The sequence below is a fragment of the Prevotella sp. oral taxon 299 str. F0039 genome (assembly GCF_000163055.2).
Lineage (GTDB): Bacteria > Bacteroidota > Bacteroidia > Bacteroidales > Bacteroidaceae > Prevotella.
In genome coordinates, this window is record NC_022111.1 from 57,866 (window position 1) to 81,313 (window position 23,448).

Sequence of the window (23,448 nt, forward strand, 5' to 3'; positions counted from 1 at the left end):
ATAACTTCAGAATCTAACAAGTTAGCGTCTTAGTTAAAAGAATAAATAGCGATTGTCGGTTACGTTTGCATTGATATAAAGTTCGTTCATGAATGAACCTGCATATTGCATGTACTTTTGACGAAGCTTTTGTTCTTCTTCAGTAGCCTTGAATGGAACATTGTTTGTTGCCTTGCCAGTTACTTGGAAGAGATAAACTGCAGCGTTACCTTTAACTGGCTGTGCACTGAACTTACCCTTTGCAGTAGCTGAAACTGCACCACTTAGAGCTGGTTCGCTTGCTCCTGTTGCAGGAATAAATACTGGTGCAGCAAATGTTATTTGCGCAACATCAGAGATAGTAGCACCCTTTGCTTTCGCAGCGTTAATGCTATTAACGCCCTTAGCCTTAGCCATTAGTTGTTCGGCCTTCTTGTCTTTGATCACTTCAGCTTTAACAATTTCTTTAACTTGTGGGTCTGTTACAGCACGATAGCCTTTGGGATTAATCTTGTCTAGGATAACAAGTAGAAGATGATCGTTATCTCCACATTGATACATTGGTGATACTTCTCCTTCTTTTGCATCGAACAACCATTTCAATGCATCGCGAGTTCCATGAATTCCAGCAAGATAATGCTCTGCTGTTGTAACGTCTTTACGTTCTAATACGGTGTAACCACTCTTTGCAGCGTTCTTTGTTATAGCTTCAGGAGTTGTGTTTGCACTAACAAAAGAGCTAAATTTGTTGTATGCTGTTGTGTAGGTATTTTGAGAGAAATCGATGTTCTTCTTAACTACTGCAGCTACATATTTGTTGGTGAAAGCAGAACGATTAAGAACCTGAACGATGATATTGCCTTGTGTGAAAGCTATGTTTTTAACCTCGTTTGCAGGTAAAGTGTTCAATGTTTCAATAAGAGTTTTAGTGTCATTGTCTAGAGATGGTGCGTTTTGGTATTGTGAAGTAGTTAACCAAACCTTATCTCCTGTTTGTCCATATTTCTTTGCAAGAACTTCAAAATCAGCTCCACCTTTAAGTGCTTGGTAAACAGAATCAGCAGTTTTGCGTGCTTGTTCCGCTGTAGCTCCACCAACTTGGATTTGTCTGTATTGTACAGAGTCTGGCAATTGTTGTTTGCTTACAAGTTTAATGATATTAAGAGTGTTGTCAAAATTGCTTTCGAACACGTTAGAAACTTGTCCTACTGACATTGAATCTAGTTTACTAGCAATGTCTTGTGGATATGCATTCTTTGTTACTGCAACACCTAGGAAAGGAACAAGTGATGTGCTTCTACGAACAACATTATTTACATCTGTAGCCTCTGAAAGATCTTTTGCATATCCCGCAAATTGCTTTTTAAGGTCTTCTGTATCTTTTGTTGAAGGCTTAACTTGAATGTCTATGTATTTAATATTGCGTGTTTCAACAGGTTGTTTGAAACGTTCTTTTAGCTCATCGTATTTATTCTTTAAATCAGACTCAGTTACAGAGATTTTGCTATCATCAATAGAAGAGTAGGGGAATGATGCTAATTGAATATTACTTTCTTCAGTATTATCTTTGAAAGCCATTTTTGCTTCTATAGGATTTGAAAGAAGACAGTTTGCAAAAAGAGCTTGATACTTTTGTGCAAGCAATTGTTGGCGAAGATTTTTTTCAATGAAAACCCAGTATTTGTACAAGTTTTCATATTGTTGCGCCATCTGAGGATTGGTGCTTTTTTGTGTCTTATAATCAGCTAAGAACTTTTTTAAAGCGTTGACATCGAATCGACCTGTTTGTTGATTAACAAATGGTGTACCCATAAGCATTTGGTTTGTACCTGCCTTTAGCACGTTTTGAATTTCTGCATCGGTGACAGTTAAACCAAGAGCTTCTACTTCTTTCTCTATGATCTTATTCTGAACGAAAGTATTCCAAACCATGTCTCGGATTTGGGTTTGCTCTTCTTCACTAAGGTTTTCTTTACCTTGTTGCATCTTAATTACTTCAGAATACTCTTCAACAAGCTTTTGAAATTCTTGTACATCAAGTTTCTTTCCCAATACTTTACCTAATTGTTGGCGATCGTTATTGCGACTAGATTCCCATGAACGAAATGCTTCTTCGGCAATAAAGGCAAATAGGGCAAATCCTATAACGCCTACAAGGACAGCGCCTTTGCTTCTGATTTTTCCTAATACTGACATTGTTTATTTTGTTTTTATTATTATTATCTGAATGGAAACTAAGTGAGTTGCTAAAGAATCGTTACATTAGTAGTGTTAGTTTGTGACTCGTAGCAAATACTAAGTGAGCACAAAAATACTAAAAAGTTATTGAATAACAATATATTTAACTTAAAAAACGGCTCTATTGCTTTACTTTTAGTTTTACAAGTTCAATCTTTGTTTGGGTGTTCTTTATAATTTTAAATTCGTACTTGTCTATATTCACGATTTCATTAAGCTTTGGAAACGTTTGGAAGTGATGTAAAATAAAACCTCCAATAGTCATATATTCATCGCTTTCAGGGATGTCCAAGTTAAACATATCGTTTACTTTATCAATTTCTAAACGGGCTGATAATACATATTGTCCATCTTCTGTTTGTTTTGCGATGTATTTTTTATTATCGTGTTCGTCTTCAATTTCTCCAAAGATCTCTTCAACTATATCTTCTAAAGAGATTAGTCCACTGGTGCCACCAAATTCATCTATTACAATGCCAAGACTCTTTTTGCGTTGTAAGAAAATAGACATCAATTTCTTAACTGCCATTGTTTCAGGGACAAAAGGCATCTCAAGGATTTTTGTTCTCCAGTCGGTTTCTTGGTGAAACATCTCTGAGCTATGGATGTAGCCAATTATATTATCGATATTTTCTTTATAAACAATGATTTTAGAGTGTCCACTTTCGGTGAAACGTTGCATGAGTTCTTTGTCTGTGCAAGTATTAATATCGATGGCATTGATTTCGGTTCGAGGGATCATACAATCACGAACACGAGTGTCAGACAAGTCTAATACGTTGTGAAATATCTTTACCTCTTCTACCATATCGCTGTTGCTTTTGGCATTATCAATACTTGATTGTACTAAATAGTCGAGATCTAGCTTTGTAAATTCACCCTCATCAGGTGTATAGTCCAGCTTCTTCCCTAATATTTTCAGTACAATCTTAGACAACAAAGTTGTTAACTTGCTGATAGGCCATAGCAAACAATAGAATAAATAAGCAGGAAGTGAGAAGAAGGAAAGTTTGCTATTAGGATTATTCTTAAAGATAGTTTTAGGGATAAACTCTCCAACAAAGATTACAAGAATGGTAGAAACGATTGTATCTAACGTAACTCTTAGACCTGCATCAAATCCTTTAAATATAGTGTTGTCTAGTAATTGAGCTGTAAGAATACCATAAATAACCAATACAATGTTGTTTCCTATGAGCATACTACTGACAAATCCATTTGGATGTCGGTAAAAGAAATCTATGAATTTTGTAGAAAATGATTTCTTTTCTTTGTCAATTTCTGCTCTCATTCTATTACTAGAGACGAATGCTATCTCCATTCCTGAAAAGAAACCTGATAGAATGAGGGTGGTAATAATTCCTATAATAAGTGGTAAATCCAATTGAATGATATCGTTTTTAATAATTGTTTTCTATCTAATAAATATTATAATGCGTTGGGGTTAAGCTTTGGGTGTGGGTTCGTTGGAGGTCTCATTACTTGTTGTGAAGTATCAGGTAGAGCGTTTGTTCCTGTGTCTTTATTGCCAAAGTCTCCTTTTTCAAATGAACCTTTAGTGTTATATATGTTATAACGGGTCATCTTTTCATCGCTACGGAAATAGCTTCCTTGAAGAGTTCGTTCTGGGGTTACAATACGAGAATATACATGTGAGTATATTTCGTGATTAGATTGATCCCAAAAGAGCTGTTCACTAAAATAACGTAACCCTTCCTTTGTAAGCACTCTTACACGTCCTCTTAGTTCCCAAAGCTTTTGTTCTGTGAAATAATAAGCCGTGTCGCATTGTATGAAAGCTTGTACATGAAATTTCTCATCGAATTGTTCTAGAAATAAACTCTTTTCAAAAATCCATCGTTTGGGATTTCTTATTTCGTTTACTTCCCAGCGTTCTGTAACAATTCTATATTTAATTACACCTGAATCTGAGATCAAAGTGTTAACACCATATGACGTCATTATAGATGCAGAGTCACGCTCATGAATAGCAGGAGCGGTATGTTCCTTTTGTTCTGAACAGCAAACAAAGAAACATACCGTAGTTATTGTAAATAGAATATGTCGTAAATGTTTTGACACAATTATTATTCTACTTTCCATTTTGCGAACCAACGCTCGTTAAATGTTAAACCAATATTAATGCGCAAGCTATTTTCTTTGATGAAAGAGCTACTGCTTTGGTTTATCCATTGTGCTGAAATATTAAGAAGTGAGCGTGAATTATATGCGTTTATGATAGGAATTCCGACACCAGCACTCATGCTAAACTCTTTAGGTCCATTAATGTTGTTAATCTTTAGATATGAACTTACAAGAGAGGCACCAAATCTATAACGTATTCGAGAAAAGAAATGACGTGATAAAACATTGGGGCAAAATTCTCCTCCCAATGTTACTTTGTGTCTATCGTTATACATATTATTAACTAATACGTATGAGCTTATATTATTTTTCTCCATATAAACTGGTGTTTTTACAGCTGACCATTTTTGTAAGGTATAGTCGATACCAAACTTTAAGCGTTGGTCATGGTTCCACATCAGTCCTAAAGATAACGCAGAAGGTAAGTTCATTCCTTTGCCAGCATTATATGTTGTTGTATCGGATACGCTAGTCTGAGAATTCTTTGAAATAATAGAAAATGTAGGTTTTGTGCCTAATTCGTGTGCAAAATTATAGGTTGCGCCTAAAGTTATAGCATCTTTCTTACTCAAAGAAAGTGTATATTGTAAACCTAAAGTTGTGTGAATACTATTGAAATCAGCTTTATAGTTACGTGACAAGGTATTGATAGAAGCATCAGAATATTGATTTATAACACTTCTTTCATAGTTTCCCCACATATACGAAGTATTAACTCCGATAGAGAAATTTTTAATTGGCATCCAGCCTAATCCTAAATAAGTCTGATGTAAGCCACCTTCACCATTATAAGTATTGGTATATGGTGTAATAGTTCCATCGTTAGGATTTTCTATTTTTCCAGAGTTGGAATAGCTGTATCCTACGTTTGTAAAAGGAACAAAGCCAAAACTTGCTCCTAAATGCTTAGCAAGTCTTAGTCCTGCAATAATGTATTCAAAGTTCCCGTTGCGTGCATTAAATGTTGCTCCTTGCTCTTTGAATTGTGTTATTTGAGCAGATGCACCTGCATCGAATATAAAACTGAGTGAATCTATAGATGAATAAGATGCAGGGTTTAGGTAGTTTACTTGATTATTTTCGTGAAATCCAATTCCTAAACCATTCATTCCACGACTTTGGGCACCTGGATTTTCTGATAAAACGCCTATGCCATATTGGCTATAAGGTGAGTTTGTTCCGCTTTGAGCATATGATGTTGCACAAGCAACGCACATTAGAACCGATGATATTATTTTTTTCATTGATTGCAATATTACAATGTTTTCGTTGCAAAATTATTGAAAAAAAACGAGATAAGAGCATTACAAGTGGGAAATATAAGTTATTTTTGCATCGTGGAATATATAAAATACAAAATAAAGTCGATATTTTTACTAATATTGTTGTTTGTTTCTAACAACGTTTCTGCTCAAGAATCTTTGAATAATTCTATTCAATTAGATTCTGTAGAGATAAGCTTATTAACCTGTGCTCCACACAATCAGATATATAGTTTGTATGGACATACAGCTTTAAGAGTGCAAAATAAAGAAACAGGTGATGATGTTGCGGTGAATTATGGCATGTTTTCTTTCAAAAAGCCATACTTTATTTTACGTTTTGTTTTTGGACTAACCGATTATGAAATGGGCATAGAGCCATTTGAATATTTTGTTGCTGAGTATGCAACTTATGGTTCTGAGGTGGTTCAACAAAGGCTTAATCTAACGAATGAAGAAAAACAACAGATTATAAGTGCATTGCAAAGAAATGCAGATCCCAATAATAAAGTTTACCGTTACAACTATTTTTATGATAATTGCACAACACGAGCACGTGATATTTTGTTAGATAATATAAACGGAAAGGTGCAATATAGGGGTAGGAAAGGAGTAGAAGAAACTTATAGAGATGTAGTTCATCAATGTACAGAAAATCATTTATGGGCACGCTTTGGTAACGATCTTCTGTTGGGAGTGATGGCAGATAAACCATTAAGCTTTGAGCAAAAGCAATTTTTGCCACATCAGTTAATGGTTGATTTTGCTGCTGCAAGCATTGCTTCTAATAAACAAATAAAACGTAAATTAGTTGCAGAAACAATCCAAATATTGCCTGATTCAAAAGAAAGTAAAGGCGATTCAGAACCCATTCGTCCCCTATATATAATAATAGGTGTATTTTGTTGCATTGTAATAGCATCACTTTTGCAACTTAAAAGCAATGTAATTATGTGGTATTTAGATGCCTTTTTACTGCTAATAACAGGTCTTTTAGGATTGATTCTATTTGCAATGATTTTTTCACAGCATCCAACAGTACAATTAAATTTTCAGATATTACTGCTCAATCCCCTCTCACTCATCATGTTGTGGCCTGTTGTTTCGAAAGAAATAAAGCATAAAGCGCACATCTATTGGAAAGTACTTGCGGGTTTTATTTTGCTCTTTATATTCTTAGGCTTATTCCAAACCTATGCCGAAGGAATGTATTTTTTGGCATTATCTTTGTTAATAAGATGTGTAGTAAATATAAAATACTTAGATAAGGTAAAATAAATGAATAGATATCTTTCTGCTTTCATATTGACAATGTTATCGGGCTTAGGCATTCATGCGCAGCAAATGCTTAAAGCTCCTCGATTAGTTGTGAATATAACTATCGATCAATTGCGAACAGATTATATCGAACGCTTTGCTGCCTTATATGGAACTGGAGGATTTAAGAAACTCTTTTCAGAAGGAAAAGTGTATAAACAAGCTTCTTATTCGTTTTCTCCTTTAGATCGTTCTTCAGCTGTTGCAGCTCTATCAACGGGTACTTCTCCCTTATATAATGGTATTGTAGCAAACAATTGGCTCAATAGAAAATCTTTAAAGATAGAGTCGAGTGTTGATGATGTAAAATATCACACCTCTCCATCATTCATCTCAACAACGACGCTTGCAGATGAATTGAAAATTGCATCGTCTGGAAGTGCCCTTGTTTATAGTGTTTCAAAAGATCGAGATGCAGCAGTTTTGTCTGTAGGACATGCTGCTGATGGAGCTTTATGGATTGATGAAAAGACAAAGAAATGGAGCACCTCAGATTATTATCCGTTGTCTATCCAAAAGTGGATAAAAGCATTTAATAGTCTTCTTGGAGGAAAACAAGATTCTAATGATAACGACAATGTGGCGTATTTATCATTGGAATGTCTTGATGGTAATGCTCTCGGACGAGATGAAATAACTGATTATTTAGCTATAACGCTAAGTGCAAGTAATGAGATTGCACAACAAGAAAAGAATGGTTATGAAGCTGTTTATGTAGGACTTGATAGAGTTTTAACTCGTCTTATTCAACATATTGAGAATAAAATAGGGCGTGATAAGGTGCTATTTGTATTAACAAGCACAGGTTATGATATTGAAAATGCAATAGATTATTCTAAATATAAGATTCCTACAGGTACTTTCTATGTCAATAGAACAGCGTCTTTGCTTAATATGTTCCTGAGTGCTGTGTATGGACAAGGCAAATATGTAGAGGCGTATTATAGTAATCAGATTTATTTAAATCGTAAGTTTATAGAAGACAAACGTCTCTCTTTAGATGAAGTTTACAATAAATCAAAAGATTTTCTAAAGCAAAATGCTGGAGTTGTTGATGTACATAAATCAGTATATCCAACATCGGTAAGTGGTGATATCATTTTAGATATTACTCCAGGGTGGAGGTTGTTAAATGAAGATACACATCATTCGGTTGTTTCAAGACTTTCTTTTGTTCCTTTCCCCATTATTTTTTATGGTTTAAGTTTAAAGCCAGAACAGGTAAAGGAATGCACTCTTGTGGAACATATTGCTCCAACAATTGCGAATGCAATACATATTCGTGCTCCAAATGGATGTACTTTACAACCTCTTTTTTAAAGAAGTGATATTGAAAGTGCTATTTTCTGAATTATATTTGTTAAATTTGTAGCACTTTATATTAATTATATTAAGTCTGTAAATAATAAAAACATCATACAAATGAATTTTAATAAATTCCTACAATCACTCTTCGGAAACAAGTCTACACGTGATATGAAGCTCATACAACCACTTGTTGAGAAAGTAAAGGCTGTATATCCTGAGATTGAAAAGTTAAGTAATGACGAACTAAGAGCAAAGACTTTAGAAATAAAGAACTATGTTCAAAATTCTGGATCTACACAGAAAGAAGAGATAGCAAAGCTTAAAGCCAGCATTGAAGAAACTCCTATTGATGAGAGAGAAGCTATCTTTAATCAAATCGATAAGCTAGAAAAAGAGGTTCTAGAGATATATGAAACTGCTCTAAATGAAGTGATGCCTGTTGCATTCTCAATTGTAAAAGACACTGCAAGACGCTTTGCTCAAAACGAAGAAACCATTGTAACTGCAACTGATTATGATAGAGATTTAGCTGCAGATCCAAGTAAAGACTTTGTTACAATTAATGGGGATAAAGCTATATATCATAACCACTGGACTGCAGGTGGTAACGATTTGAAGTGGGAAATGATTCACTATGATGTACAAATATTTGGTGGTATCGCTCTACATCAAGGTAAAATTGCCGAAATGGCAACTGGTGAAGGAAAAACATTAGTATCTACTTTACCTGTATTCCTTAATGCTTTAACAGGTAATGGTGTTCATGTTGTAACCGTAAATGATTATCTTGCGAAACGAGATAGCGAGTGGATGGGTCCACTTTACGAGTTCCATGGATTTAAAGTCGATTGTATTGATAAGCATCGCCCTAATTCTCCAGAGAGAAGAAAGGCGTATGAAGCAGATATTACCTTTGGAACAAATAATGAATTTGGTTTTGATTATCTTCGTGATAATATGGCGATATCTCCCGCAGACCTTGTACAACGCAAACACAACTATGCTATTGTGGATGAGGTAGACTCTGTATTGATTGACGATGCACGTACTCCTTTGATTATATCTGGTCCAATTCCTAAAGGAGAAGACCAAATGTTTGAAGAATATCAACCATTAGTAGAACGTCTTGTAGATGTTCAACGTCGTTTAGCTACACAATATTTAAGTGAAGCAAAGCAAAAAATTGCAGAGGGAAGAGAGAAGAAAGATGATAAATTAACAGAGGAAGGATTCCTTGCTCTCTATCGTTCTTACAAGTCTTTACCAAAGAATAAGCCTCTCATTAAATTCCTTTCAGAAGAGGGAATCAAAGCAGGTATGCTCAAAACGGAAGAGTATTACATGCAAAATAATAATCGTGAGATGCCTAAAGCTGTTCAACCTCTATTCTTTGTTGTTGATGAAAAACAGAATGGTTGTGACCTTACAGACCGTGGAACCGATTGGTTAGCAAAAGAAGTAAATAATAAAGAGTTATTTGTTCTACCAGATATTGCAACTCAGTTGTCTGAGCTTGAGAAAGAAACAAACTTGTCTGACCAAGAAAGATTAGATAAGAAAGATGCTCTTCTTAATCATTTTGCAGTGCAAAGTGAACGTGTTCATACTCTACAACAATTGCTTAAAGCTTACACAATGTTCAATAAGGACGATGAATACGTTATTATGGATGGTGAAGTGAAGATTGTTGACGAGCAAACTGGTCGTATAATGGATGGTAGAAGATGGAGTGATGGATTGCATCAAGCTATTGAAGCGAAGGAACATGTAAAGGTTGAAGCTGCTACTCAGACATTTGCTACAATCACATTGCAGAACTATTTCCGTATGTATCACAAGCTTTCAGGTATGACAGGTACTGCAAGTACTGAGGCAGGAGAGCTTTGGGATATCTATAAATTAGATGTAGTTGAGATCCCAACTAATAAACCTATCTTGCGAAAAGATATGGATGATAGAGTTTACAAAACTGCACGTGAGAAATATTCTGCCGTTATTGATGAGGTTGAAGAAATGCGTAATAGTGGTCGTCCTTGTCTTGTTGGTACAACATCTGTTGAGATTTCTGAGCTACTTTCACGTATGTTGAAGCTTAGAAATATTCCTCATAATGTTCTTAATGCTAAACTTCATCAACAAGAAGCACTTATTGTGGCTGAAGCAGGACAAAGTAAAGATGGTAAAGGTGCTGTTACTATTGCAACAAACATGGCGGGACGTGGTACTGACATTAAACTTTCTCAAGAAGTGAAAGATGCTGGTGGTCTTGCAATTATTGGTACAGAAAGACACGAAAGCCGTCGTGTTGACCGTCAGTTACGTGGTCGTGCAGGTCGACAAGGAGACCCAGGATCGTCTGTTTTCTATGTATCTCTAGAAGATAAGCTAATGCGTTTATTCGCATCTGAGCGTATTGCGAGCATAATGGACCGTCTTGGATTTAAGGAAGGTGAACGAATTGAGGCTCCAATGATCTCTAAAAGTATCGAAAGAGCACAGAAGAAGGTAGAAGAAAATAACTTTGGTATTCGTAAACACCTACTTGAATACGATGATGTTATGAATAAACAACGTACCGTTATCTATGAAAAACGTCGCCATGCATTGATGGGTGAGCGTATAGGTATGGACATTGTGAACATCATTTGGGATCGAGTTGTTCATATTATTGAGACAAACGATTTCGAAGGTTGTAAAGAATCATTCTTGAAAGTCCTTGCAATGGAATTGCCTTTCGATGAGAATGAATTCAATAACGCAAACAGAATAGATCTTTGCGAGCGTGCTTTCCAATCTGCAATGGCTGCATTCAAGCGTAAAACAGACCGAATTCAAAGTGTTGCTTGGAACGTAATTAAACCTATTTACGAAGAGCAAGGTGATAGATACGAACGTATTCTTGTTCCTATCGTAGATGGACAACGTGGTTACAACATTCCTTGTAATTTGAAAGATGCATACGATACTGAAGCAAAAGATGTGATTAAACAATTTGAACGTACCATTATTCTTGGTACAATCGATGATTGTTGGAAAGAAAATCTACGTCAGTTAGATGAACTTCGTCACAGTGTACAAAACGCTTCATATGAGCAAAAAGATCCATTGTTGGTGTTTAAACTCGAAAGTGTTAAGCTTTTCGATTCAATGGTGAATGAGATGAATAACAAGATTGTTAGTATCTTGATGCGTGCACAAATCTTAGAGGCTCCAGGAGATGAGGTTCAAGAGGCTGCACCAGAGCAACATTCACAACAATACACTGAACAAAAAGAAGATTTAGATCGTGAAGCGCATCAACAAGCGGCTAATTACGACACCCGAGAAGGTGTAGACCAGGTGAATCGTACACCTTATGTAAAAGATAAAGAGCCAGGTCGTAATGATCCATGTCCATGTGGAAGCGGTAAGAAGTTTAAGAATTGCCATGGACAAGGTGTTGTTTAAGCAGTCTTTTATTATAAGAATATAATCATAATAAGAGGTGGAAGAGGAGAGCGGAAGCTCTTACTTCTACCTCTTTATCTTTAGGAAGGAGTTATTTATGAAACTAGAAATCAGTCAATTAACCAAGCAATACAATGATAGAGAGGTTCTTAATATTGAGCATCTTGATATTGAAAAACCTGGGATAGTAGGACTTGTTGGAAATAACGGAGCAGGTAAAACAACTCTATTTATGTTGATGCTAGATTTGCTTCGTCCCACTTCAGGAGTCATTTGTTATCATATTGATGAGCAACTCACCTATTCTTCAACAGAAAACAATAAGTGGAAACCATTTGTTGGTGCCTTTGTAGATAATTCATTTCTAATTGATTTCTTAACAGCAGATGAATATTTTAGATTTATTGCGCAACTTTCCAATATCTCAAATGATCAGTTAGAGCATCATTTAGCTTTCTTTTCACGATTTATTGGAACAGATATCTTAGGAACTAATATATTTATTCGTGATTTGTCTGCAGGTAATAAACAGAAAGTTGGCATTGTTGCAGCTTTCTTGTTAAATCCTTCTTTAATATTATTAGATGAACCTTTTAATTTTCTAGATCCTTCTTCTCAGAATATATTGAAGCATCTATTGAAAACATATGCTGAAGAACATCAATCTATTGTGATAATAAGCAGTCATAATATTCAACACACCATTGATATTTCTCAGCGTATATTATTGCTCGAGAAAGGTCATATTATTAAAGATCTGGATAATCATAATGAGAGAGCCGAAGTTGAATTACAAAAATATTTTGATTCTTAGAAACTTCGATTTCCTTGCAATAGAAAAATTATAGTATATTGTTAGAATAATAAAAGCATTGCTTTGGACATTCAAAAGCAATGCTTTTATTATCTAATTACATATCTTTTACGATGTAATTAGATAGCTATTGTTGGAAAGAAAGATATAAGTTATGGTGTAATATCAGTTTTAATACCTATCTTTGTATTATAGTTTTGATATAAGATAATTATTTAGAATATTAATCAATACAAGTATGAATCGTATTTACAACCTTATTTTACTTCTTGGTTGCACCCTTTCTGTAGCTGCACAAACCGTTTTATTTAAGACAGATAGCGTAAGAAAATATCCTTATCGCATACCTGCAATTGTGAATACCATTAAAGGTGAACTTATCACAATTGTTGATTATCGCCCTTGTGGTGCAGATATAGGTTATGGAAGGGTAGACCTTGTTATGAAAACAAGTAAAGATAATGGAAAAACTTGGAGTGATGAACAAATTATTATCGAAGGAACAGGAAAAGGAGTAGATGCAGGTTATGGCGATGCTTGCTTGGTTGCAGATCGTAAAAATAACGAACTTTTATTAGTATGTGCATCAGGTGATATTCCTTATCAACGTTCAACAGTTGAGCATCCTATGCGAATAGAGACCTTAAGAGCGTCTTATGATAATGTGAAAAAACAATGGGTTTGGACAAAACCAAAAGATCATACAAACGAATTCTACAACAAACTCTTTAATAACACTAATCCAAGTATGTTTATGTCATCTGGCAAAGTGTGTCAATCATCAATCGTAAAGGTTGGAAAATACTATCGTATTTATGCCGCTTTGTGTACACATAAGGGTAACTTTGTGGTTTATTCTGATAATTTTGGAGATACTTGGAATGTTCTTGGCAAGGCAACAGAGTCGTGTGCACCTCAAGGTGACGAAGTAAAATGCGAAGAGTTGCCTGATGGTTCTGTCATTATTTCAAGTAGAAAAGATGGTGGTCGTTATTTCAATATCTTTCACTTTAAAGATTTAAAGAAAGCGATTGGAACTTGGGAAGTCGAGGTTGACTCAAGAAAAGCAAAGGGAGGAATTGCTAATGCAGGTACTCCTTGCAATGGAGAAATACTTTTAATTCCTGCAAAAGAAGTTCTAACAGGTGCAAAAACATATCTACTTTTACAAAGTATACCTGCTGGTCCTGGTAGAAAAAATGTGTCAGTGTATTATAAAGACATGGGTTCTTTAGTTAAGAACAAGAAGAATCGAATTTCGTCTATGGATATCGCATCTGATTGGAATGGCGTTTATAAAGTGTCAAACACTAATTCTTCTTATAGTACAATGTGTGTCCAAGCTGATGGTAAACTAGGTTTCTTCTACGAAGAAGCACCAAAAGACCTTCACGAATTAACTTATTTACCACTTTCTATTGAGACAATTACAGCAGGAAAGTATACCTATAGAAAGAAATAAGAAAAGTTTTTGATATATAAATAAAAGAAAGACCTTTAGATTAGTTCATAAATTTGAATGATCTAAAGGTCTTTTTCTCTTTTATCAGTTATTCAACTGAATTTGTTAATGGTATTTTTACTTAATATTAAGTGCTAAATTCAACATGTAAACATTAGGTTGTTCGCTACTAGGTGTGAGCTTTGTTGCGGCAAAAATATTGAAACGACGAGTTGTATAGCCTGCACCCATAGTCCAATAATTATCTTTATCGCCTAAATGGCGACCCATTCTAATTCTTATTTTATTATTGAGAGCATATCCAATACCTAGCGAATATTCAGTAGATGATTTTCTATTTTGAATAGAAGGGTATAAACCCGCATCTGCAAAGAGTTCTATTTGGTGAGCATTTGTTAGCATCATATGAACACTTCCACCAGCAGATAAACGAGGAGATAATGCTTTTCTTACTTTTCTATAGCTGTTTATTCCTAAGTGATCGGCAGAAAAACCAATGTTATAAATAAACTCTTTTCCGATAAAGTGGGTTGAATCGTTCCAAGTAATACCTATATTATTTTGCCAAGCGTGTTGCTTTGTTACTCCAGATTCGTGTGAGTAGCCTGTTGTTACATAAGATGCTAAGTGGTTATTCCATTGATAAGCATAGCACAAATCAATAGAAAAAGCCATTTCTGTAATCTTTTTATGGTTTGTTTCATGCTCAGTAAAATCTACAAAAGTATCTTTATTACCAATATTCCAATATCTCATACCTGCAAAGAATGCATCCTTTTTACGCTTAATTGCTCCATCAACAATATGAAGATATGAGGTGTTGCCTTTTGAAGAAATGAGTTCTGCTGCATAACTAGTATTTATGTTAGAGCTTTGCTGAAGCATTGCAGACGGATTGGTGAATATATAATGAGAGTGTTGAACACCCTTTAAGGAGTTACCCACAGATAATGCTTCTGCCGAAGTTGGCATTTCTAATAGAGGCATAGGGCGACTTTGGGCATTGGCTAGTGCCGAGAAGGCAAGTAAACCCAGTGTTGTTATGATGACATTTCTCATAAATTTTATTGTTTAAAGAAATATTCTTGATATTGTTGGTTCTTTGCTTTCAATACCACTTGATATCTACCAGGCATGAAAGATGTAGTATTGATGTGTAAAATATTTTTAGATGAATTGAGAGCTGATGCATTATAGTTTTGTTCAAACACCATTTTATTGGCACTATTGCGTATCTCAATCTTCACATTGTCTTGTATCTTGTTGCTAAGTTTGATATAGACATTCTTGTGAGCAATTGTTGGAAACAAACTAAGTATGCCTTTATTCATATACACATAAGGTGTAATGTCAATGCTACTAGTTTGGTTATGCTTATCAGTAAGTAACAACGAAAGAGTCGATTCACCAAGTTGCTCACCTTTGATGGTAAGAATGTGATCTTTGATAGATGCTTTAACGCTGTTATATAACTGATTCTTTATGTCTAATTTAACACTCTTAGGGTCTTCATCAATGATGAAAGAGGTTAGTGGAATTGTTTTTTCTTCTCCCTTTTCAAGGTAGATGTTACGTATGAAAGTGCTGAGATTTGGAGCGTTATCCTTTTCTTTTACAAAGAAAATCTCAAGAGTTCTCAAAGCACCTAACTCATCTTTAGCTGTAATGATGAATGAATTATTGCCTTCAGACATCTTTTCTCCCCATACTATAACAGAGGCTTCTTCTTTCTTGGACTCAATATCTATGAATGGTTTTTTAGATATTTCGTATGTAAAGGCATGATTCTCTTTATCTATAATCTTGAAAGTAAAGTGTAATGTATCTTTTCCTGCAACTTTAAATGGTTGAGAAACATTCTTGTCTGCAATAATTTCAGGTGCCGTATTAACAAGAGTTTGTATTGAGCCATTATATATAACTAGGTTTGATGCTTTACCATTACGAGCAAATGTCTTCACAGCAAAGTAATATTTCGTTCCTGGTTGTAATTCATCAATTATTACTTTTAGTTTGTTATTGCCAGTGTTATAGTAAACAGGAATATCTCTATACGAAATATTGTCTGTGTTATTATCTACAGAAACAAGAGGCTGTGTAGAATAATAAATTCGATATCTGAATGTATTATCTTTGGTAACAGAACTACTGGTTATTCCTAGCTGAATAGAAGTACAACCACTTTGAGTTTCACTTGGTACAAATTGTGGAATAGAGGCAAGTGTGTTCATTTCGTACTCTTCAAGTGTTAGAGCAGCATCTGCATAGCCTATACCCAGTTTATTGGTGTATTTACTTTCATTATAGTTTCTTAAATCAATGGGCTTCACTCCTGAAAGAATGCGTTGTTTTAGTTCTTCAGCTGTGAAAGTACTGCTTCCAAACTTAGAAATCGCAAGAGCCGCAATTCCAGACATGTGAGGACATGCCATAGATGTTCCTTGAAGATAACCATATTTACTTACATTGTCTTTTGAAGGAAGTGTACTTAATATTTCAGATGTGGGTTTTTCTTTCTGAAAAGGAAAATAGTTATTATATGGACTACTACCGCCAGGTGCAATAATATCCACCCAATTTCCATAATTACTATACCATGCTGCAGAGTAATTAGGAGTGGCAGATGCAACTGCAATAACATCTTCATTAGCTCCTGGATATTCTTTTTTCTCACTACTTGAGTTTCCTGCAGCAAAGAAAACTATTCCTCCTTTCATTAAAGAGTTAGGTTTTGAACCTGCATGTTTAATGAAATAATCTATAGCATCATGAATAACTTGTGGCTCTTCTTCAACATCACTATCATATCCCCAAGAGTTTTGACTGATTAGAGCACCATTATTGGCTCCATAAACAATTGCGGCAGCAGTTGCATTAGCACTTCTTGTAGGAATATCTTTAATTGATTTGGGATTATTTGGATTGTATTTAGGATTGGGTTTGAATATTTGGCAAACCATAATGCGTGCTCCAGAGTTGGGAGTTTCATCGCCTCCAGCTATACCACAGATACCTTTGTTGTTATTATTTTTTGCTGCAATGGTTCCTGCAACATGTGTTCCATGATCTTGAGGTATTATTGTTCCATTATAGTCTACGAAATTATAACCGTTAACATCATCAATATAGCCGTTGTTGTCATCGTCTATTCCATTGTTAGGAATTTCTCCATCATTCACCCATATATTGTCTTTAAGATCTTCATGCTCAATATCTACACCGCCATCAACTACTGCAACAATAACATTAGGATTTCCTTTTGTTTGTTGCCAAGCATTAATAACATTTATATCTGCATCTTTTATTGAACTAATAATCTTCTTTCCTTCAGTATCTGTATAGTTTCCTATATTTCCTTTGTTGTGCAAATTCCATTGAAGAGACCAATAGGGATCGTCAAAAGGAGAATCAGAAATGGTGCGTGTTGTGTTCTTTGAAACCTCTACTGTGGTGTAATTTTCTAGAATAGGGATATATACAGGTTCTACAACTTGTGTGATATTGCTATTCTTATTGTTGTTTAAAGCTCTAGTAACTGCATTCTTAGTGTGATTAAGAGTGATTGTGTACCACAAGTTCAAACCTTCTTCTTTTTGGGTTGCTTCGTACTTACCTGCATAAGGAAAAGTTCTAGTGACTTTTTCTGCTCCTATAGAAGAAAGATAGTTGTCTAGTTGTGCATTGCCAGTTGGCAAAGTGAGCTGGTTTCTATTGTTATCTATCTGGGAGATAATCTCTTTTGTAAACTTAACGTTAATGATGTTGTCTTCAATCTGTTTAGTAGAAGATACAGAATGAGGGGTTTCATTTTCGTTTATAATTGTGCTATCTTGACACGACCAACATAGAAGTGCAAGAGATGCATATATAAAATATTGCTTCATGTTATAAAATAGAATGTTTCTGATGATGTTGGGGATAATTCAATTAAATATATTTTATCTAGAAACCTTTTATATTTAAGGAGGATAATATTATCTATACATGTATTAAAAAGCATAGAGAAAGATTTGTTGATACCCTTTTCTGTATTAAAAACAAATTCGTTCTCTATGTCTTTTATGTTATTCTAAGATCTTCGTTTTTTATATATAAAAACGAATTGTTTGTGACCGAACTTATGTTTTATTGAAACTTTGCAATCAGTTCTTCTTTTGTAAGAAGTGATTGCTCACCGGTGAGCATATTCTTTAGAGTTAGTTTGCCTTCCTTTATTTCGTTTTCTCCAGCAATAACAACAAATGGGATCTGCTTTGCATTAGCATAATTCATTTGTTTTTTCATCTTGGTATTGTCTGGAAATACTTCTGTGAAAACTCCATTGGTGCGGAGTTGGGTTGCGATAGGAAGACAATAGTCTACTTCTTCTTCACCAAAGTTGATGAAAAGAATTTGGGTTTGTTCTGCACTCTCACGTGGATATAGGTCGAGAGTATTCAGAACGTCGTATATTCTATCTGCACCAAAGCTAATTCCAACGCCACTTATACCTGGCATTCCAAATATTCCTGTTAAATTATCATAGCGTCCACCACCTGTAATACTGCCAATTGCAACATCAAGAGCTTTTACTTCGAATATAGCACCTGTGTAATAGTTTAGTCCACGTGCAAGAGTTAAATCGAGTTCAATTTCGTTTTGAGTATTAACAGATGACAATTTATTAAGAATATAGCGTGTTTCTTCAATTCCTTTTAAGCCAATCTCAGATGTAGAAAGAACTTCTTGTAGGGTATTAAGCTTGTCTTCATTACTACCTTTCAATGCAATAATGGGCTGAAGCTTTGTAATTGCCTCGTCGCTTATACCATTTTCTTTTAGTTCTTTGTTAACATTATCGATGCCAATTTTATCGAGTTTGTCTATAGCAACAGTAATGTCAATAATCTTTTCAGCTTCACCTATCACCTCAGCAATACCAGTTAGAATCTTTCTATTGTTGATTTTGATTTGTACTCTGATTCCAAATTTGGTGAAAACAGTATCTATAATTTGCACCAACTCAACTTCATTTAGAAGAGAATCAGAACCAACAATGTCGGCATCACATTGATAAAACTCTCTGTAACGCCCTTTTTGAGGTCTGTCTGCACGCCAAACAGGTTGTATTTGGTAGCGTTTGAAAGGCATTTGAAGTTCCTCTCTATGCATAACAACGTATCTAGCGAAAGGAACCGTCAAGTCATATCTCAAGCCTTTTTCGCATAGTTGAGGTGCAAGTTTTAGAGGATTGCGTTGCAATAGTTCATCGTCTGAAACCTTTTTAAGGTAATCTCCCGAGTTAAGTATCTTGAAGAGAAGCTTGTCTCCCTCATCTCCATACTTACCCATGAGGGTTTGTAATGATTCCATTGCAGGTGTTTCGATTTGTTGGAAACCATATAATTTATACACATCTTTGATGGTATTGAATATATAGTTTCGTTTAATCATCTCTAAAGGAGAGAAATCTCTTGTGCCTTTAGGTATATTTGGTTTGTTTGCCATTCGCTGTTTATTGTTTTCTTGTTATGGTCTGAGCTCTGTCTGGACCAACTGATACAATTGAAATTGGGGTTTCTAATTCTTTTTCAAGGAAAGTAATATAATCTAAGAAGGCTTGAGGAAGCTGCTCTTCGCTGGTACATTGAGTTAAATCTGTTTGCCAACCTTTAATCTCTTTGTACACAGGTTCAACATCTTTTGATAGGTCGTAAGGAAGTTCTGTTGTGATCTTACCATTGATGTTGTATGCAACACATGCCTTAATGGTTGCGAATGTGTCGAGGACATCACTCTTCATCATGATTAACTTGGTTACTCCATTAATCATAATAGCATATTTCAATGCAACAAGGTCAATCCAACCGCAGCGACGTTCACGTCCTGTTACTGCGCCATATTCATGTCCTAAGTCTCTAATTTGTTTGCCTTCTTCATTGAAAAGCTCTGTAGGGAATGGGCCAGAGCCTACTCTTGTGCAGTAAGCTTTCATAATTCCGAACACATCTCCAATTTTATTAGGACCTATGCCCAATCCTGAACAAGCACCAGAGCATATAGTATTAGATGAAGTTACAAAAGGATAAGAACCAAAGTCTACATCTAACATTGTTCCTTGAGCACCTTCACAAAGAACAGATTTACCTTCTTTTAAGTAGTTGTTTACAGCATATTCGCCTTCAACAAATTGGAAATTTTTCATAAACTCAATTCCTTCAAGCCACGTTTTCTCAATTTCTGTAATGTCGAAGTCGGTATAGTGCAATGCTTTAAGTTGGTCTAGGTGGGCTGCTTTATGTGCTTCGTATTTTTCTTTGAAGTTATCTAAGATGTCACCAACACGCAAACCTGTTCTACTTATTTTGTCTGTATAGGTAGGACCGATACCCTTTCCTGTTGTACCTACTTTATTTTTACCTTTCTTTGCCTCTTGAGCTGCATCGATAAGGCGATGAGTTGGCATTATGAGATGTGCTTTGGTAGAGATCTTAAGACGATCTTTTAGGTTGTGACCGCTTTTCTCTAACTCTTTTACTTCTTGCATAAACAAGTCTGGTGCAAGCACAACTCCATTACCAATGATGTTGACTTTTCCTCCTTGGAATATTCCTGATGGAATGCTACGGAGCACATATTTCTCTCCTTCAAACTCTAAAGTATGACCTGCATTGGGGCCTCCTTGGAAGCGTGCAATAACATCATATTGTGGAGTTAATACGTCAACGACTTTTCCTTTACCTTCATCGCCCCACTGTAAACCTAGTAGAACGTCAACTTTTGCTGTGTTCATAGCTGTAAATTTTCTATCTTTTGTCTTCTCGTTATTTGTCTATTGGGTATTTAGACTGTACAAAAGTACTATATTTTCTCGATATATATTAATGTGAGAACAATATTTTTAGAATTCTATCTGAAGTGGCTTGAATGCTTTTTGCGCCATTTCAAGATATTCTTCATCTAACTCTGTAAATCTAAGTAAGCAATTGTGTATTGCTCGTTTCAAGCCCATGTTGTCTGTTTGAATTGCAGAATAGGCTTGGTCGAGAAACTCATTAATACCTCGTTCATTTGGTTCTTGCCCTTTCATAAAGAGTCTTGTAAGTATCAAATAGCCACATAATTGCTCAAGTTCATTGTTCGAAGCCATCCATTTGTATGCCAAAATTGGAGCAAAGTCTAAGTGTTGATACAAATTGAAGCATGCTATTTCGGCTAATTCTTGCGATGGAGTTTGTTCCATCCATATATCAACAACTTCAGGAAGCATTTGTTCTAGGGGCATAATGAGTGTTGCAAGAATTTTACACTCACGTATATTCTCTTTCCAAAGCTCAATGGCTAAGTCATAATCTTTTCCATAAGGGATTGCCATTTCTTTCAAACGAGTTACAGGAATGCCCCAGTTTATGTGATAATTAACGCCTTTGTTGCGCATTGATTGTGCCACAGCTCCGTCCATAAAGAGGCGGAACGATTGTTTAATGGCTTTTATTTTATCGTTTGTTTCTTCTTTCATTGTAATGCAGAGTATGTTTGTGAATAACGTAACATTTGTTGAGTATAGCTTTCGTTGTATTCAACTTTTACATCGATAATATTATTAGAATTATCAAATACTGGTGTTAATAATGGGTTGACAAAACCTTTATAAGGAGCAAGATTTAGTTTTTGGTATCTTTCTCTAATTTCCTTATGAAGTTGAGGCTCTATTTTTACGGCATATTCTTCCACTAATTCACGAGCAGCCTCAAAGTCTCCTTCACTCTTTATACGTTGAATTTCTGCAAGAAGAGTAGCAAATAGAATCCTAAGTTTGCCGTAATCATTAACAATCACAAAGCTCTTATTATTTTTCTTGATAATTTCTACAGCACCTTCAGAATGTTTATGCACCCAACGAGCAATTAAAGCACGATTTCTCATGTGTGCTTCTTCAATATCGTTACCTTCGTTTATTCTTACAAGTTGTGTAAGAAGACCATTCATTAAGTAGGTGTAATATTGTGATTTGTGAGCCTCTTTATTCGGAAGAAGACCCAATTCAACAAGTTTATCGTCTGCAATATAATACAAACCAAATAGGTCTGCACGAGCTTCCTCAATAACATTACCATACGATTTGAGCGCATTAGAATCTACACCAGGTAGCAATTGACCACTACCATGACCTAAACATTCGTGTAAATCAGTATGAAGATCATCGCATTTGTCGCCATATTGCTGTATGAGAGCCAAAGTTTCACTATCGGCAACAAACTCTTCATCAAATCCATTGCCGTGTGATGCCTTATTATAAGCATCGGTGATATTTCCTATAGTTACGCTCTTACTGCCATATTGTGCTCTAATCCAATCTGCATTAGGTAGGTTTATACCGATAGCAGTTGAGGGATATTCGTCTCCACCCAGCATTGCTGCACAAATAACATTGGCAGTTACTCCCTTTACGGTTTTCTTTTTGAATTGAGAATTTACAGGAGAATGATCTTCAAACCATTGAGCATTGTCGCTAATAAGACGGGTGCGCTTGGTAGCTTCTATATCTTTATATTCTACTAAGCCTTCCCATGATGCTTTAAGACCTAATGGATCGCTATACACTTCGATAAAGCCATTGATGAAATCAACCATTCCTTCTTGCTCTTTAAGCCATTCAATAGAATATTGATCGAATAGTTCTAAGTCACCAGTCTTATAATATTCAATTAGAAGATCTATCACCTTTCGTTGCTGTTCGTTTTCTGCAACACTGCGAGCTTTATCTAACCAATAGGTAATATGTTCGATAGCACATCCATATAAACCACCTTCTTTCCAAACCAATTCAGTTAATTGCCCATCAACTTTTACCAACTTACTATTTAATCCGTATGAAGGAGCCTGAGAATGAGCAGGATTATTGAGCGAAGCATAGTATTGTTCAACTTCTTGTTGAGTTACATTTTCGTAATAGTTTACTGCCGATTCTTTGACAATGTCAATACCATCGGTTTTGTTCACTTTTTTGGCATGGAGTGAAGGATTAAAGATGACGGGGCAAATCGTATCTAATAACTCGCTGACAGAACTGCTGTTGTCGAGAGGTAGATGCGCTTTATCTATCTCATTAACAGCTTCTCTAAAAAACTCCTCACTAAATTGAGGGATAAACTTTTCGCCTCCATAGTGATGGTGAATTCCATTTGCAAACCAAACTTGTTTTAGATAGGTTGTAAGAGCTTTGAAATCATTACATTCTTTGTTTCCTTTATAGTGTAAATATACAGCTTCCAACGTTTTTCTTATGCGCAGATTGTATTTTCCGAATTGGTCGGTTGTGATGTCTCTACCCCATAATGTGGCTTGAGATAGATAATAAATCAACGCTTTTTGTTGAGCGTTTAGACTATTAAAGCCGTGAAGCTGATATCTAAGTATTTGAATATCAGCAAAACGTTCGTCTATATAATTGAATTTATCCATATTGTATTTATTCTTAAATTATTGATATCGCA

General features: G+C 35.3%; 15 protein-coding genes. 5 read left to right on the top strand and 10 right to left on the bottom strand.

Annotated features, from left to right (window positions below; translation table 11 throughout):
- Nucleotides 1-33 precede the first annotated feature (33 nt).
- The 4 genes from HMPREF0669_RS03135 to HMPREF0669_RS03150 form a co-directional block, all read right to left on the bottom strand.
- A complete protein-coding gene (locus tag HMPREF0669_RS03135) occupies nt 34-2,175 on the bottom strand; it encodes a peptidylprolyl isomerase (RefSeq protein ID WP_009228444.1) in 2,142 nt (713 codons plus the stop codon).
- A gap of 163 nt (nt 2,176-2,338) precedes the next feature.
- Nucleotides 2,339-3,601, bottom strand: a complete 1,263-nt coding sequence (locus HMPREF0669_RS03140; RefSeq protein ID WP_009228445.1) for a hemolysin family protein — start codon at nt 3,599-3,601, stop codon at nt 2,339-2,341.
- A 44-nt stretch (nt 3,602-3,645) separates the two neighbouring features.
- Nucleotides 3,646-4,320, bottom strand: coding sequence for an LPS export ABC transporter periplasmic protein LptC (locus HMPREF0669_RS03145; protein WP_020967114.1), 675 nt, complete (start codon nt 4,318-4,320; stop codon nt 3,646-3,648).
- A complete protein-coding gene (locus HMPREF0669_RS03150; protein ID WP_044045569.1) occupies nt 4,305-5,606 on the bottom strand; it encodes a hypothetical protein in 1,302 nt (433 codons plus the stop codon). Before HMPREF0669_RS03150 ends, HMPREF0669_RS03145 begins: the two co-directional genes overlap by 16 nt.
- Nucleotides 5,607-5,783: 177 nt before the next feature.
- Between HMPREF0669_RS03150 and HMPREF0669_RS03155 the strand changes: the two genes are divergently transcribed.
- The 5 genes from HMPREF0669_RS03155 to HMPREF0669_RS03175 all read left to right on the top strand — a co-directional run bounded on the left by HMPREF0669_RS03155 (nt 5,784) and on the right by HMPREF0669_RS03175 (nt 13,972).
- Nucleotides 5,784-6,902, top strand: coding sequence for a DUF4105 domain-containing protein (locus HMPREF0669_RS03155; protein ID WP_232236468.1), 1,119 nt, complete (start codon nt 5,784-5,786; stop codon nt 6,900-6,902).
- Nucleotides 6,903-8,261 carry an alkaline phosphatase family protein gene (locus HMPREF0669_RS03160; RefSeq protein ID WP_009228450.1) on the top strand — a complete coding sequence of 453 codons (1,359 nt, stop codon included), beginning with the start codon at nt 6,903-6,905 and terminating at the stop codon, nt 8,259-8,261.
- 102 nt (nt 8,262-8,363) lie between these two features.
- The gene (gene secA, locus HMPREF0669_RS03165) at nt 8,364-11,696 is read left to right on the top strand and encodes a preprotein translocase subunit SecA (protein WP_009228451.1); all 3,333 of its coding nucleotides are present in this window, start codon (nt 8,364-8,366) and stop codon (nt 11,694-11,696) included.
- Nucleotides 11,697-11,793: 97 nt separating this feature from the next.
- On the top strand, nt 11,794-12,510 hold the full coding sequence (locus tag HMPREF0669_RS03170) for an ATP-binding cassette domain-containing protein (RefSeq protein ID WP_009228452.1): 717 nt from the start codon (nt 11,794-11,796) through the stop codon (nt 12,508-12,510).
- A 238-nt stretch (nt 12,511-12,748) separates the two neighbouring features.
- Nucleotides 12,749-13,972: a sialidase family protein gene (locus tag HMPREF0669_RS03175; RefSeq protein ID WP_009228453.1), complete on the top strand. Its 1,224-nt coding sequence runs from the start codon at nt 12,749-12,751 to the stop codon at nt 13,970-13,972.
- A 117-nt stretch (nt 13,973-14,089) separates the two neighbouring features.
- On the opposite strand, the gene HMPREF0669_RS03180 is transcribed toward HMPREF0669_RS03175, so the two are convergent.
- From HMPREF0669_RS03180 to HMPREF0669_RS03205, 6 genes are all read right to left on the bottom strand, one after another.
- Nucleotides 14,090-15,031 carry a hypothetical protein gene (locus HMPREF0669_RS03180; protein ID WP_009228454.1) on the bottom strand — a complete coding sequence of 314 codons (942 nt, stop codon included), beginning with the start codon at nt 15,029-15,031 and terminating at the stop codon, nt 14,090-14,092.
- 5 nt (nt 15,032-15,036) lie between these two features.
- The gene (locus HMPREF0669_RS03185; protein ID WP_009228455.1) at nt 15,037-17,856 is read right to left on the bottom strand and encodes a S8 family serine peptidase; all 2,820 of its coding nucleotides are present in this window, start codon (nt 17,854-17,856) and stop codon (nt 15,037-15,039) included.
- A 241-nt stretch (nt 17,857-18,097) separates the two neighbouring features.
- Complete coding sequence (hisS, locus tag HMPREF0669_RS03190; RefSeq protein ID WP_009228456.1) at nt 18,098-19,459, bottom strand: histidine--tRNA ligase; 1,362 nt, start codon at nt 19,457-19,459, stop codon at nt 18,098-18,100.
- Between the two features lie 7 nt (nt 19,460-19,466).
- Nucleotides 19,467-20,744, bottom strand: a complete 1,278-nt coding sequence (locus tag HMPREF0669_RS03195; protein WP_009228457.1) for an adenylosuccinate synthase — start codon at nt 20,742-20,744, stop codon at nt 19,467-19,469.
- Nucleotides 20,745-20,852: 108 nt separating this feature from the next.
- Nucleotides 20,853-21,470: a DNA alkylation repair protein gene (locus tag HMPREF0669_RS03200; protein ID WP_009228458.1), complete on the bottom strand. Its 618-nt coding sequence runs from the start codon at nt 21,468-21,470 to the stop codon at nt 20,853-20,855.
- Complete coding sequence (locus HMPREF0669_RS03205) at nt 21,467-23,416, bottom strand: dihydrofolate reductase (RefSeq protein WP_009228459.1); 1,950 nt, start codon at nt 23,414-23,416, stop codon at nt 21,467-21,469. Before HMPREF0669_RS03205 ends, HMPREF0669_RS03200 begins: the two co-directional genes overlap by 4 nt.
- Nucleotides 23,417-23,448 lie beyond the last annotated feature (32 nt).

Bases quoted from the DNA above. Each gene is read 5' to 3' on its own strand.
- hisS (WP_009228456.1), bottom strand. From the start codon at position 19,459: ATGGCAAACAAACCAAATATACCTAAAGGCACAAGAGATTTCTCTCCT.
- HMPREF0669_RS03145 (WP_020967114.1), bottom strand. From the start codon at position 4,320: ATGGAAAGTAGAATAATAATTGTGTCAAAACATTTACGACATATTCTA.
- HMPREF0669_RS03150 (WP_044045569.1), bottom strand. From the start codon at position 5,606: ATGAAAAAAATAATATCATCGGTTCTAATGTGCGTTGCTTGTGCAACA.
- HMPREF0669_RS03160 (WP_009228450.1), top strand. From the start codon at position 6,903: ATGAATAGATATCTTTCTGCTTTCATATTGACAATGTTATCGGGCTTA.
- HMPREF0669_RS03135 (WP_009228444.1), bottom strand. From the start codon at position 2,175: ATGTCAGTATTAGGAAAAATCAGAAGCAAAGGCGCTGTCCTTGTAGGC.
- HMPREF0669_RS03180 (WP_009228454.1), bottom strand. From the start codon at position 15,031: ATGAGAAATGTCATCATAACAACACTGGGTTTACTTGCCTTCTCGGCA.
- HMPREF0669_RS03195 (WP_009228457.1), bottom strand. From the start codon at position 20,744: ATGAACACAGCAAAAGTTGACGTTCTACTAGGTTTACAGTGGGGCGAT.
- HMPREF0669_RS03185 (WP_009228455.1), bottom strand. From the start codon at position 17,856: ATGAAGCAATATTTTATATATGCATCTCTTGCACTTCTATGTTGGTCG.
- secA (WP_009228451.1), top strand. From the start codon at position 8,364: ATGAATTTTAATAAATTCCTACAATCACTCTTCGGAAACAAGTCTACA.
- HMPREF0669_RS03200 (WP_009228458.1), bottom strand. From the start codon at position 21,470: ATGAAAGAAGAAACAAACGATAAAATAAAAGCCATTAAACAATCGTTC.
- HMPREF0669_RS03170 (WP_009228452.1), top strand. From the start codon at position 11,794: ATGAAACTAGAAATCAGTCAATTAACCAAGCAATACAATGATAGAGAG.
- HMPREF0669_RS03175 (WP_009228453.1), top strand. From the start codon at position 12,749: ATGAATCGTATTTACAACCTTATTTTACTTCTTGGTTGCACCCTTTCT.
- HMPREF0669_RS03205 (WP_009228459.1), bottom strand. From the start codon at position 23,416: ATGGATAAATTCAATTATATAGACGAACGTTTTGCTGATATTCAAATA.